The sequence below is a fragment of the Novosphingobium sp. BL-S-34 genome (genome assembly GCF_056857015.1).
This window is the reverse complement of sequence record NZ_JBXEPV010000003.1, coordinates 17,103-29,981: the sequence shown is the minus strand read 5'-3', so window position 1 is coordinate 29,981 and position 12,879 is coordinate 17,103. Positions and strand designations below refer to the sequence as shown.

At 58.9% G+C, this 12,879-nt stretch carries 8 protein-coding genes and 1 pseudogene; 3 read left to right on the top strand and 6 right to left on the bottom strand.

Annotated elements, in window-relative coordinates:
- Position 1: 1 nt before the first annotated feature.
- On the top strand, positions 2-1,120 hold the full coding sequence (locus AC1VV3_RS22995; RefSeq protein WP_482963394.1) for an amidohydrolase family protein: 1,119 nt from the start codon (positions 2-4) through the stop codon (positions 1,118-1,120).
- On the opposite strand, the gene AC1VV3_RS22990 is transcribed toward AC1VV3_RS22995, so the two are convergent.
- The 5 genes and pseudogenes from AC1VV3_RS22990 to AC1VV3_RS22970 all read right to left on the bottom strand — a co-directional run bounded on the left by AC1VV3_RS22990 (position 1,098) and on the right by AC1VV3_RS22970 (position 7,924).
- Positions 1,098-1,394 carry a hypothetical protein gene (locus tag AC1VV3_RS22990; RefSeq protein ID WP_482963393.1) on the bottom strand — a complete coding sequence of 99 codons (297 nt, stop codon included), beginning with the start codon at positions 1,392-1,394 and terminating at the stop codon, positions 1,098-1,100. The two genes, AC1VV3_RS22995 and AC1VV3_RS22990, sit on opposite strands and share 23 nt — an antisense overlap.
- A complete protein-coding gene (gene tnpC, locus AC1VV3_RS22985; RefSeq protein ID WP_482963392.1) occupies positions 1,394-3,004 on the bottom strand; it encodes an IS66 family transposase in 1,611 nt (536 codons plus the stop codon). The genes AC1VV3_RS22990 and tnpC overlap by 1 nt, the downstream gene beginning before the upstream one ends.
- A gap of 62 nt (positions 3,005-3,066) precedes the next feature.
- Positions 3,067-3,413 (bottom strand): annotated as a pseudogene (tnpB, locus tag AC1VV3_RS22980) (IS66 family insertion sequence element accessory protein TnpB).
- Positions 3,410-3,784: an IS66-like element accessory protein TnpA gene (tnpA, locus tag AC1VV3_RS22975; protein WP_482963391.1), complete on the bottom strand. Its 375-nt coding sequence runs from the start codon at positions 3,782-3,784 to the stop codon at positions 3,410-3,412. Before tnpA ends, tnpB begins: the two are co-directional and overlap by 4 nt.
- Positions 3,785-4,594: 810 nt before the next feature.
- Positions 4,595-7,924: a S41 family peptidase gene (locus AC1VV3_RS22970; RefSeq protein ID WP_482963390.1), complete on the bottom strand. Its 3,330-nt coding sequence runs from the start codon at positions 7,922-7,924 to the stop codon at positions 4,595-4,597.
- Positions 7,925-8,517: 593 nt separating this feature from the next.
- On the opposite strand from AC1VV3_RS22970, the gene AC1VV3_RS22965 reads away from it, so the two are divergent.
- Entirely contained in the window at positions 8,518-8,787 is a 270-nt protein-coding gene (locus AC1VV3_RS22965; protein WP_465128296.1) for a hypothetical protein, read from the top strand.
- Between the two features lie 540 nt (positions 8,788-9,327).
- Here AC1VV3_RS22965 and AC1VV3_RS22960 read toward each other — a convergent pair.
- A complete protein-coding gene (locus tag AC1VV3_RS22960; RefSeq protein WP_482963389.1) occupies positions 9,328-9,777 on the bottom strand; it encodes a hypothetical protein in 450 nt (149 codons plus the stop codon).
- A gap of 1,355 nt (positions 9,778-11,132) precedes the next feature.
- Between AC1VV3_RS22960 and AC1VV3_RS22955 the strand changes: the two genes are divergently transcribed.
- Positions 11,133-12,332: an MFS transporter gene (locus AC1VV3_RS22955; protein WP_482963388.1), complete on the top strand. Its 1,200-nt coding sequence runs from the start codon at positions 11,133-11,135 to the stop codon at positions 12,330-12,332.
- Positions 12,333-12,879 lie beyond the last annotated feature (547 nt).

Sequence of the window (12,879 nt, the reverse complement as noted above, 5' to 3'; positions counted from 1 at the left end):
GATGCGAAGCGGGCGCCTGATCGCCGTGATCCTCCTGGCCGCCTCAGTGCTGCCGGCAGTGGACCCCGGCTTTGCCCGCGCGCGGTCGACGCCGCCCGCTTCGGCCCCCACTGTTGCTGCAGCCGGATCGCAGGTGTCGGTGGCAGTGGACCATCACCTTCATGTTCATTCTCCCGCGATCCTCGCGTTCCTGCCGGGCTACTGCTCCAGTCCCGGCAGGATTGGCAAGTGCCCTGAAGCGTTTACCCGGGCCTATGGAATGGCCGAACTCATCGCGCAGATGGACAAAGCCGGAATTCGGCGGGGTCTTATCATGTCCACGGCTTACCTTGCGGAAAGCCCGATGATGGTGCCGGAGAATCCGGATCACGCCAATATCTTGCACGCGGCGAATGCATGGACTGTGGCCGAAGCCCGAAAGTATCCGGGGCGCTTCGGCGTCTATATCGGCGTGAACCCGATGACCGACACTGCCTTGTCGGAGATCGCGTATTGGGGCGCAGACCCCAATGTGACAGGAGTGAAGATCCATCTCACCAACTCAGGCGTGGATTTGCGCGATCCCGCCCAGGCCCACAAACTAGCGAAGGTATTGCGTGCTGCTGCTCGCTCCCACCTCGCGATCACGATCCACATGCGAACCCGGGCACCGGATTACGGGGCAAGGGACGTAGAATCGTTTGTACGTGTGGTTCTGCCGGCGGCCGGCAATACCCCAGTGCAGATCGCTCACGCTGCGGGGTGGGGGGGGACGGACCCGCAGACCCTTTCTGCCCTTGCTGCCTTCGCCAAGGCGCTCGAGACGCAACCCTTGCTCGCCGAGCATCTGACATTCGATCTCGCCGAAGTTTGGGGGGCCGACACCTCTGACGCCAACCTGGTGGCCATGGCTACCGTGATGCGCCGGATCGGCCTCTCTCATTTCGTGCCAGCCTCAGATTACCCATTCAGCGGCGACCTTGCCCGCTATTACGGGGCGCTCTACCCCCGCCTCCCTTTGACGCCGGCTGAATGGGCTGTGATCCAGTCCAACCAACCCGCTTACGCCCAAGCGGATTATTACAAACAAAGATTGCTCGTTCGTAACCGTCCGATTGTTACCGCGGTGGTTGGGCCTTGAAGCGAGTGGCGAGTTCGGGATCGTCAACGAAGTCATCGAGGAAGCAGTGCCAGGTCTGGGTGGTGCGGCGCGCTTCTCGAAGCATATCTGACAATTCGTCGACGCCATGGTCGGTGAGCGCCGTAATGGTCTCATCCGGGCCAGTGTAAACGCTGATGATCGCTCCGTATGTCAGATTGTCGCCGCTCCAGATGATGGCTTGCAACAGCTCCACGTCCTCGCCGAGCATTTCGGCAGCATAGGCCAGTGTGTGCATATGGGTGATCGTGGCCATCAGGCTACCTCCGCCAACGTCACCAAGGGCACCCAGTGCCAAGGCAGCAATTCCTCGATCCGGTTGATCTTATGATCATGGATACGGCCGAGCACGTCGGCGAGATAAGCCTGCGGATCGAGTCCGCTCATCTTGGCACTTTCAATAAGCGTCATGGCCCGTGCCAGGGTTTCAGCGCCTGCTTCGGAGCCCGCGAAGAGCCAGTTGCGTCTTCCAAGACCGATAGGTCTCACGGCTCGCTCAGCGGCATTGTTATCAATGGCGACACGCCCGTCTTCGATGAACAGTGAGAAGGCGTGCCAGCGACCCAAGCCATAACGAATGGCGCTGGCCAGGTCGCCCTTGACGGGGATGCGGGTGAGTTGCTGCTCGGCCCAGGCGCGCAATGCCTCGAGTTTGGGTTTGCTATGCTCTTGGCGCACGGCACGCCGAACATCGGCAGGCTTCCCGGCGATTTCACGCTCGATGTCGTACAACTGGCCGACGCGATCGAGGGCTTCTCGCGCTATCGGGGATTTGTTCGCTTTCCAGATGTCGTGGAAGTCACGCCGCCAATGGGCGAAGCAGGCAGCTTCCCGGAAGCGCGGTTCGCCGTCTGCGCCGGGCTCATAGAGCTTCGCATATCCCTTGTAGGCGTCGGCCTGGAGAATGCCGCTCGCTTTGCAAAGGTGGTTTTGCACGTGCTCCGCCTTCCAGTTGGAGGCAAAGCGATAGACCACACCCGGCGGTGCCGGCCCATTCCACGGGCGCTGATCGCAGACATAACCCCAGATCCTGCCTTGCTTCACGCCCTTACCGAGCCCCTGGGCCCGCCTTGTGTGATCCAGCACTTGGATCGGTGTATCATCGGCGTGGATGACGGTGCTGGCCAGGACCGATGCCTCAATACGCTCGATCAGGGGCTGCAGGGTTCGCATCGCCTTGCCGCACCAGTCAGCCAGCGTGCTGCGGGGAATGTCAGCGCCCATGCGGGTAAGGATTTCGTTCTGCCGGTACAGCGGCAAGTGATCGTCGAACTTTGAGACGAGCACGTAGGCAAGCAGGCTGCTTCCGGCCATGCTGCCGGGGATCGGGCGGCTCGGAGCCGGCACCTGCACCATTTTCTCACAGCAGCGGCAGGACTTCTTCGGCCGCGCTACCTCGATCACCTTCAGCTTGGCGGTAATCATTTCGATGATTTCGCTCACGTCCTCGCCGACAAGGCGTAACTCGCCCCCGCAATCGGGACAAGCGGCGCCCGGGTCGAGTTCTTTTCGCTCGCGCGGGGTGTCAGGCGCAACACGCGGGCGCCGGGCCATGGCCCGTGCGCTGTCTACGTGCGCAGTGGCCTCATCCTCTTCGACATCACTCGGCAAAGCGACGGTTTGTGCCGCGGCGACCAGAATGTCCTCTAGGGCCAGTTCCAGCTGCTCGATCTCGCGTTCGATCTTTTCCGAGGATTTACCGAAGGCCTGTTTCTTCAGTTTTGCAATGCGCAGACGCAGGGCCTGAACCACCAGATCATGTGCACGGACCGTTGCCGCCAGCTTCGCGTTTTCCGCCTGCAAGTCGGCGATTATCGCCTTCAGCAAAGCTGGGTCTTCGGGAAGGTTTTGCGCCGCGCTCAGCATGATCCTGCTTACCAGCCAGCGGCAGGAATATCCATGAAAACAGCCAGATTCAGGAAGAAAAATCAGCCCACATGGCTAGGCGGTGCGCCCCAATTTGGGCGCCTCCAGTCGATGCCTTCCCAGAGCATCGCGAGCTGCGCCGAGGTCAGCCGCGCAGTCCCGTCCGCCGCAGAGGGCCAAGGAAACGGCCACGCTGCAAGACCTTGTAGTACAGGCAAAATCCCTGCCCATCCCAGTACAGGAGCTTCACCCTGTCGCCGCGACGTCCTCGAAAAGCGAACACCGCGCCGCTTGTCGGTTTTTGTCGCAGCACCGTCTGGGCCAGCTGACCAAGGCCAGAGATGCCTTTGCGCATATCAGTGACGCCGCAGGCCAGATAAACCCGCACGCCAGTTCCCGGCCCGATCACGCCGCCTCCACGCAGCGGATGAGCCCGGTCAGGGCGATGGCCTCGATGTCGCTTCCAAATCGCAAAGTCCGGCCTTGCGTCAGGCGCAGCTCAACCATGCACGTCCCGCCTGGGCTAGCGCTGTGGGCAACTTCAGGGCTCCGAGCGGCAGGCATCTCCACAGGCAGAAAGACTGGCTCCGGTGGGGCTAGCAAGAACCCGCGCTTCTTCAAATCATGTCGCCACGTATAAATCTGTTGTCGAGTTACATCGTGGCGCCGGGCTACCTCTGCCAGCGTCGCGCCATTCACGCCAACGGCACTGATGATCTCCAGCCGCTGCTGATCGGTCCACCGGCGCCGACGTTCCTGACCCAGTATCTCCGCCCTCATTGCAATCCCCGATCAAGAGACGTCGTTAGCGACGTCGCTATGACCGTCTCTTAAGAGATTATCGCGCCATCAGGCAGGCGGTCCCGATCGGACGGTTACGCTCGTTCGATAAGCGTCATCTCTTCAAGACACCGGCTTTGTGCGAGGTATCCCCCAAGATGCAAATGCGTGACCAGTCAAACTTGCAATTGGCTCACCAGCCTTGATGAAGCTGACGATGCAGGTACGCCGCCATCGCTGGCTTGGCCAAGTGTAAACTAGGAGGCGCCCTGCGCACCAGGCCCGCCAATCATAGGACGTTTCAGGATGTTCGCCGCGTTTGCGGAGGTGTTATTGAATAAAATAGATATGACGAGATATCGGTAAAAGAAAATTCGACTGGATTTATAAGTAAACTATATTAGTTTTGGACGACAGAATTGAACTAAAACCAAAGAGCAATACCGCAATATTTGCGAATAATCCGGCGCAAGCGCTGCCCATGCGATAAAGACATCCCCCCCGTCCCGGCATTACCCCTGAGTTCCACAAGAGAAAAATAGTTCCACAAGAGAAAAATATCAGCGGCGTCCCACAGGATTGGCCACCGTGCACTGCTCAGGCGGGCAATAGCCACGGGTATTCACACCTGCCTTTCTGCCGTGCTGACAGTGTGACCCTGCCGCGGCATCGGTCGCTAAAACCATACTTTATTCGCCCATTCGCAATTTATTTCATAGCCCCTGTAAAACGCCTTTTGCCTGTCCGCATAAACAGGGGCTGCATCACGTGTGCTGCCGGCAGCGGAAAAGGCGCCGCCGGCAGCGGCATTTACCGCAGGTCTGAATTCGACCGGGTCACGTCGCTTGCCGGCACGCCTAATGGCGGTAATGGCTTGGGTATGAGGGGGTGGATAGGGTCCTTTGCGATCTCCTGCTGAAGGAGCGAAACTGCCGCTTCAAGTTGGGCATCCCGGCCTTCGAAAGTCGCATGCGGTCCGTTCTCCACTTCGACGTCCGGGCCTATGCCGTGTCCCTCCACAATCCAGGTACCGTCGGCTGCATATTGCGCGTTCTCGGCCACTCTGACTGCCCCATCGTCGCTCAGCCGGTTGCGATCGGACAACCAGATGCCTGCCCCCGCCGTGCGCTTGCCGATCAGCGGAGCGATGCCGAGCGACTTGATCGCGGCGGCGAAAGTCTCCCCATCGGAGTAGGTCCTCTCGTCGATAAGAACGGCGACTTTGCCACGATAGGCATTCTGCATGTTCGTCGTTGGAACGCCGGTGCCATCGGGCTTGGCCCAGAATGCCCATGGGCGGCGCATCAACATCGAGATGATAAGACTGTCGATATTGCCGCCGTTGTTGTTTCGCACATCGATGATGAGGCCGTCCTTGTCGAGCTGTGCAAAGTAGTCGCGCGCGAAACTGGCGACGTCGTCCGATCCCATGGCGCGAAGATGCAAATACCCGATTTTTCCTCCCGACAGTCTCTGCGCAGCAAGGCGCCTACCTTCAACGAAGTCTTGGTAGCTGGCGGTTACTTCGCCATCAAAGGTCATCGGCTCGACGATAGCGCTCAGAGCACGGGTCCCTCGTGTGACATCAAGGCGAACTTCCTGGCCGGCCTTCGACGCCAGTTCGAGCCGGAGAGCGCTAAGTGAGGCAACGGGTCGGCCGTCGACACGGCGAATCACGTCCCCAACCCGAACATCGACGCCTGGCCGGCTGAGCGGAGGACGTCTGGAAACGAGGTCTGCCTCTGCCCGGAAGATACTGTCCACGCGCAGCCCTCCCGCAACAGCGGTGTAACGCGCGCCCAGAAAAGCCATGGCGCTGTTCTCGTCATCCTTTGGCAAGTCACCGGGGCGCACCTGGCTGTGCAGGATGCCCAGTTGTGAGGCCATCTGGCCGAGGATCGTATTGAGTTCGGCCCGGTGCCCGATGCGGGCCAGAAGAGGTTCCATCCGCGTCCGCACCGCAATCCAGTCGACACCGCGCATGGCCGGATCGTAGGCAAAGTCACGGTGAAGCCGCCAGGCGTCGACGAACATCTGTTTCCACTCCGAGGCGGGATCAACCGTAAGACGCCAGTCGTCCAGCCTAACGGTGTCCGGCTCGGTCTTTTCAGGTAACTTGCTCTTGGCGGGCACCAGCATGAGCGCCGGTTTCTTCGCGGGCCCTGCGACCACCAGGAGAGTTTTGCCATCTGCGGAAATATCGGCACTTTGGACCTTGTCCGCGAAAGTCTCAATTTTTGGATCGCTCTTGTCGATCGCGATCGAGACAAGCTTGTCATCTTTCAGGCTATACAAAAAGTCCTTGGAAGCGAGCAGCATCTCGCTCATCCCCGGCTCGGTCGGAATTTTGTAAAGACGTTCCGATACCCCATCGATTACGATATGCGCAGCCTTCGGTTTCTCGTCCTTCTTTCCGTTATCCCCTTTTTTTTCCTTGTCCGAAGAAGGTTCCTCATCGCTTTCGGGTTCTTCGTCGGGCTTTCGGCTTAGCTCGTTGTCCTCGCGAAAAGGGAACTCCGACGCTGGATCGAGCTGGAGCGCATAGATTTCACCGCGATTTGGGAATGCCACACCCATGTTGCGATCGCCCCAAGGGCTGCCCGGTGTCGGTTCGAAATTGCGGTCGGACAGGAAATAGAGCCATGCCCCGTCATGAGCGAAGGTAGGCGCATAGTCGTTGTACTTGCCTGAGGTCGCCTTCACGCGCGCACCGCTATTTATATTTTGCAGGAAAATGTCGGTGGTGTTGGCATTGTTGCGGCGAGAGACCTCCGCATAAGCAATGTGCGTTGAATCTGGCGAAAAGACGAGGTTATGAAAGGGCTCGTCATCGCCGGCATCGCTTGTAGCAAGCAGGGTGACGCGGCCGGTGGCGATATCCACCTTTTGCAATCGGGCCTGCTTGTCCCACAAGACTAACGCCTTCCCATCGGGCGAGAGCGCAAAGGACCAAATGTAGGCGTCATAGCCGTGCGTGATCGCGGCGGGTTCTCCTGAACCGTCCGATCGCATGGTGTAGATGTCGCCGCGCTCTCCCTGGTCCAGGACCATGAATACGCGCTCGCCTTTAGGCCCTGCAACCGCCTGCCGGGCGCGAGCCTGCAGCGGCACCGAGAAGTCCACCCGGCGCAACTGTTTGGGCGCACCCAGTGCTACCCGCCCGCGCGCCGTTACAGCCACGCTTTCGCCCGACGGCGATATCCGGGCGCCCTCCAACTGGCTCAAAGGTGCGCCGATCGAACGCAGTCGCGTTTGTTCGCGATCGGTAACAATGTCGATGGAGAGCTTGCGCAGACTATTGTCCCGCAAGGAGAAGACATGAATGTCCGCCCCGTTCTGTAGAAAGATATCTCCTGTATCGAGACTGGCCTGAAGCACGGGGAACGGCATTTCGGCGGAGAGCTTGGTTACACCGCTGCCATCCTCGTTCACTGACCAGACAGCATCGGCGCCGCTCTTGTCCGAAATGAAGTAAACCCGGCCAGCATAAGCCATCGGGAAGCGAATTGGTGCATCGAAGTCCGCCAGCAGCTGGACTGCCTCCACAGCCGTGCCGGTCCGCCAACGCCAAAGTTGTTCCATTCCGCCGCCCCTGTAGAGAACGGCATTGTCACGCGCGCGGGCGGTCAAGCCCCGGCGGCTAAAGAACAGGGTCTGGCCGTCCTGACCGTATGTCGCATCGTTGGCGCGCCAAAGCGGAATAGGGGTGGCTTCTCCGCCAGCTGGATCGACGGTGTAGAGTATTTCCCCTTGACCCGCACCAGTGATGCGAGAGGCGTAAATAACCTTGCCCTCGGGCGTCCAACCTACCGTGCGCAGCATACCTCCCTCAAACGTAAGGCGGCGGGGCGCTCCGCCGCCGATCGGCATGACATAGACGTCCTGGTCACTGTCATAACTGGCAGTGAAAGCTACCAATGTGCCGTTCGGTGAGATATGAACGTCACTTTCCTCGGCAACATGGTTCGTCAGTCGGGTGGCAGTCCCGCCGTTTCGGTTGGTGCGCCAAAGATCGCCTTCGCTGGCAAAAACAAGCACGTCCGCGCGAGCGCTCGGATATTGATAGTAGCCTTGTTCTGCGTAGGCAGCAGAAGACGCCAGAGCGAACAAGCTGGTCGCGATCGCGCGAAAACGATTCATATTAGAGAGCCCCTGGTCGAACACCTGAAGCGATCATGGCCCATCTGGGGAGCGCAGCGCAACCTGCGCGGCGATCATCAGCAGCGAAGTTATATCCGTTTCGGTTGCTGGTCTAAGCGGTATAGAAAGGTCTGCAGCCGGTTCGCAGGATTACCGCGAGTTCTGCCGGGGGTGCTGATTGCTTATGTACCGCGGGGTCAAGTTCCGGATTTTTGTCGGACTGTACTGTTGATTGGGATGGCCGCTATAAGCCTTCCGCTGGGCCACGGACCATAGGCAGAACCGTCTATGCCTCACCGAGACATAAGTCTCCAAGCAATATGTTTATTTTCAGGTATACCGCCCGCTCAGAAGCCGTGCCCATCGACCACGCCGGAGCCGAAGGGCCGCGTCAGCTTGGCACGCTCATGAAGGCACAGTGCACCGCACCAAGATCAGTGTCCTACCACCTCATCGCGTGTTGGAACTGGAGCTAATGAACTCTCCTGCTTGTTCGTGCTTGATTTCAGCCGCCCCGAGGGGACCTTTCGCGTTTTGCCTACCAACGAGCTGCGGGCTGGCGTATACCATCTTGAACGCCCATGGAGACGGACATGTTTGAAATTGACCCTCCCATCATAGATTCCCCGCATTCGCAGACCTTTATCCAGGACGGCGTTACTCTCAGAGTAGTGATCTTCAAACTTGAGGAGGACGAGGGCTGGACCTTGGAGGTGGTCAATGAAGCTGGCACTTCCACCGTTTGGGAAGAGCCGTTCGATAGCGACATGACAGCTTTAAACGCGTTTAAGCGCGCAGTTGAGCAGGAGGGGATCGAAGCCTTTCTCGACGATGATAATGGCGGCTCGGCCACCATTCACTGATAGGATGGCTGCTGTCTTCGGCGCTGAAAGATGATAAATACTTCAAGGCCATGCATGGAGAGTTTATGCGGCTGTTCGCCCGCGCAGGCCGAGACGGTAGGATACCGAAGCCTCCCGGACTTCCTTGCCACATGCATCGCAGACGCCAGGCCCCCAGTGACTACGTTGGGTGGTATAACGTCGCTATAGCTCTGATCTCCGTAGCTGGGGCGGCCGGTTCATCTCGTTAGAAAAAGAGCGCGAAGGAGGGTGCCGGGTAAGACCGATTTCCCAATAAGCGGTTTAAGGAGGTCCCCGCCTCCCGCATTGACATCCCGATTACCAGTTCGGCTGCGTCCTGACTGGAGCCTTTCTCAGGAGATAACGGCTATCCGATCCAGCGAAGGCTCGAACTGAATGGGATTTTGCACGTCACGCCAGCCAAATCGCGAAAGCCAGGTCGTGCAGAACCGGAAACCGATGTGCGAATTAGCTGTCTGCAAATCCATGCTTGTCAGGTCTGGAATTTCGTGAAGAGCCGCTACTCGGACCGGCAGCGACTCAGTGAGTGCTGCCAAAACCCACCGGCATGCGCAAGGCGTCGGCGGCTTCGTCGCTCTCTCGCTGACCCGACAGCACATCCAGCATGCAGTTAAAGAACTCGAGCGCTTCGTAGCTCGTCGTCAGGGGCAATGCCACTTTTGCGCCAAACAGGGCTTTATCCGCGTCATCCTCCGAGGCGCGGCGAAGCATCTTCATGCCGATATGCTCGTCTTTGAGGATTGACGGACCGTGCGCTGCCACCGCGCCGATCAGACTGAGCAGAGCCAAATGCTCAGACGCTGCTGGTGAGCTTTTGAGAAAATCACCAATCTCGATGCGCGTGACAGCCCCGCCTGAGGGTTTGTTAGCCTCATGTATCACATAGCCTGCGCCGTCCATATCGTCTCGCGCCAGGAGCCAGCGGTCACCATTCGAGCTTGACGCAAATTCCTTGCCAGACATTTTCATCGCAGAATCCTTTTTTTGTCGGAATTACCCGGTCATTTACTGGCGAAGAGACTGCTTCTGACGACAGTGAGCGTACCTTGCACCGTTGAACTTTTCCCAATACCTTTCACGAAGCGCTTCTCCGCTAGAACACGAGTGAACGAAACTTGGGGCCGCGCCGGTCGAGACTGCGTGAGCAGGAGCCAGAAGCCCGTCTTTGAACGGACACCAGATGCATCAAAGCCTCCAATACAGGCAGTCCGCTGAGCCCACTTCACTATGGCTTCGGTTCTGAAGATACTGCCAATTCTTTTGTGGAAGGTTTCGCGGCATCCTGTTTGGGAGGAAGGGCTTTTTCGGTTTGTGCGCTACCTTGTTGCCTCGAACCTGACCCTTAGCCATTACATGCCGACAGTGCCGAAGCCTTATCCGCTACCAAGAGCTCGGCCATGCGAGCTGTGGCCGTGAGGCTATGCTTCCCGGTTAGAGCGAAGCGACCAGGTATGCTCGCCCCTTGTCGCCATCGCGTTCCATGCCTCGGCAGAGCGCAAGCATCTTTCCTTCACGTTCTGAAGGCCAGCCATTTCCGCTTCTGCGAGCGCAGCGGCGGCACGTGCAAGATAATCGTCTTTGACGGCCATGAGTATGTTCTCCAACCCGGTGGCAGCTACAAACGCTTGCCATAGACGGCGCACATCGAGGGCCGATTAACAGGAGCCGCAAAGCGCCAATAAACGTCAATACGCTTCCGGGATTTTTTATATAAACCTGTCTACTAAAAAAGATAGCTTCAATTCCAGGTAAATTTCATTACCCTCCGAATTTGTTTCTAAGACAATTGATCTATAAATTCTCAACGTCTGCGAAATGGTGATGCCGATCGGAGCGCAGGCCTTCCGGCACCGGTGCGATGGGCTGGAAGACCGAGTCGACCGCACTCAGAAACCTTGGCGCATACCCGTTCTTGCGGGCGGCTGACCAGTTCGCTTGTCGCCACCGTCCGCAGCTACTGCATCTTCATGCTCGGCGGTACCTTCGCCCTTCTGGGGATAGTGAATTCTGCGCAAATGGCGGCGGCACGCATCATGGAGATATTGCAGGCACGAGCTACGCTAACCGGCCCTTGACCGGACAGGCATCGCAAAGGTCGAAGTGATCCGCCATCCGACCTTATCGAAAACCGGAGATCTGGCTAGTCGATCACGCAGAGGAGGAAAGCGTACAGGCTGAACCCTGAACCATAAAATTGACCGCTGAACGACGGGAAGGGGGCGGCTACACGCGATCCGATATATCAAGAGCGGGCTGATATCCGTCCTGCGAATGCGCTCATTCTGGCGAGTGCGCACCGGGCATAGCTGTGTCAGCGTGAAAGGATGACAAAAGTTACAACCACACGTTTTTCCGCTCACTCTGAATTTGGAGGCGGGTGGCCGACGATCCTGGGCGCGGCGCTGGCAATTGGCGTAGGCATGATGGGCGTTGGCTTCTATTCTTTGGGCCTGTTTGTGACCCCGCTTCAGGCAGAGTTCGGCTGGACGCGAGCGCAGGTTTCCGGCGCGGCGACGTTTCAACAGTTAGGCATCTTCATGTCTGCGCCGATCATTGGAAGATTGGCCGATCGCGTTGGCAACCGTACCATCGCCATTGCCAGTTATATTGCAACTCCGTTGGCTTTTCTGGCGCTGGCTCAAACCGGCCCTTCGCTGACCGCATGGTATGCTCTGTGGCTGCTCGTGTCGCTGGCGGGCTGTGGTACAACGCCCGCAATATGGGCTCGCGTGGTTTCGTTGCGGTTCGACCACCATCGCGGTCTGGCTCTGGGACTGATGCTGATGGGCACTGGAACGGCGGCGATGCTCGCCCCTGCGCTGCTCGGCCCGTTCATAGCCGCCCATGGTTGGCGCGCCGGGCTGACGGCGCTCGCCGCAATCGTGGCGGCCATCGGCATTCCTGTCAGCTTGTTGACCGGTCGCGAGGAGCCCGCGTCCGACCTTAGGGCGCAAGCGCACGATCGCGGAAAGATAGAAATCAACTTTGCCACTGGCCGCATTGCGCTGGTTGGGTTTCTGCTGGGTGTGATCGTGGCAGCGCTGATCGTCCATCTCGTGCCGATGCTGATCGACCGGGGTACCTCCCCCGCGCAGGCCGCGCGCATGGCGGCCCTCGTTGGGATGGCAGTGTTGGTCTCGCGGTTGGTGGTCGGCTGGCTGTTCGATCGTTTTCACGCTCCGCGAGTGGCCTGCCTGTTCCTGACATCACCCATCATCGCATGCGTCATTCTCTGGATGGAAGGCCCTGCTGTTCCTGCCGCGCTTATGCTGGGCCTTGCCGCAGGCGCGGAAGTCGACATGCTAGCCTATTTCACCAGTCGCTATGCCGCGTTGGAGAATTACGGGGCCACTTACGGTTTAGTGCTGGGTTTGTTCAGCTTGGGCGCAGCGTTCGGGCCGCCGCTTTTCGGAGCAGCCATTGACTCGACCGGCAGCGCTGATCTGGGGTTGCTGGTCTGTGGCCTTGGATTAATCGGCGTCCAGGCGCTGATCGCCTCATTGGGCAGGTATAGGGCTAGGTGAATTACCCACCGGATTTCAGATCAAACCAAGGAATCCTTATCCAACCTACCTTCCCTCCATTTACCAGTTCAGCCTCCTACGCCGTTTTGTCTCGTGAACTCTCGGTGGAGGGCGGCGGCAATGGGGCCGACCTAGGCGACCTCTGTCGACGGATTTCCAAAATCGGCTTTCCGCGCAGACGCTGCTGATCGGCCAGCTGGCGAATGAGCTTGTTGACCAGCGCGATCTTGTCCGCGCTCACGCAAACGAGCCATTGCGCGGGACCATCATGTCGCATGCGTTCGGAGCTATTGACCAGAATCCCCGCCGCCGCAGACGCATTACCAGCACGAGCGCAAATCTGCCCGAGACGCCGAACGGACCATGGCCGCGTTGCTGCGAGCGAGCTCGGCCTAGAGTTTAGCCCACGCGTTGCCGCGCGCCTTGAGGTCAAGTTGATCCGGTCGCGGTGATGGTTTGGGGAGGCGGGTAAAAGCGATCCCCGAACTGAGGCCCAACGCCGCTTGTTGCAGCGCACCTGCCACAGGTCGTCGCAGCGTACATCGGC

Bases quoted from the DNA above. Each gene is read 5' to 3' on its own strand.
- AC1VV3_RS22960 (WP_482963389.1), bottom strand. From the start codon at position 9,777: ATGAAAATGTCTGGCAAGGAATTTGCGTCAAGCTCGAATGGTGACCGC.
- AC1VV3_RS22995 (WP_482963394.1), top strand. From the start codon at position 2: ATGCGAAGCGGGCGCCTGATCGCCGTGATCCTCCTGGCCGCCTCAGTG.
- tnpC (WP_482963392.1), bottom strand. From the start codon at position 3,004: ATGCTGAGCGCGGCGCAAAACCTTCCCGAAGACCCAGCTTTGCTGAAG.
- AC1VV3_RS22990 (WP_482963393.1), bottom strand. From the start codon at position 1,394: ATGGCCACGATCACCCATATGCACACACTGGCCTATGCTGCCGAAATG.
- tnpA (WP_482963391.1), bottom strand. From the start codon at position 3,784: ATGAGGGCGGAGATACTGGGTCAGGAACGTCGGCGCCGGTGGACCGAT.
- AC1VV3_RS22965 (WP_465128296.1), top strand. From the start codon at position 8,518: ATGTTTGAAATTGACCCTCCCATCATAGATTCCCCGCATTCGCAGACC.
- AC1VV3_RS22970 (WP_482963390.1), bottom strand. From the start codon at position 7,924: ATGAATCGTTTTCGCGCGATCGCGACCAGCTTGTTCGCTCTGGCGTCT.
- AC1VV3_RS22955 (WP_482963388.1), top strand. From the start codon at position 11,133: ATGACAAAAGTTACAACCACACGTTTTTCCGCTCACTCTGAATTTGGA.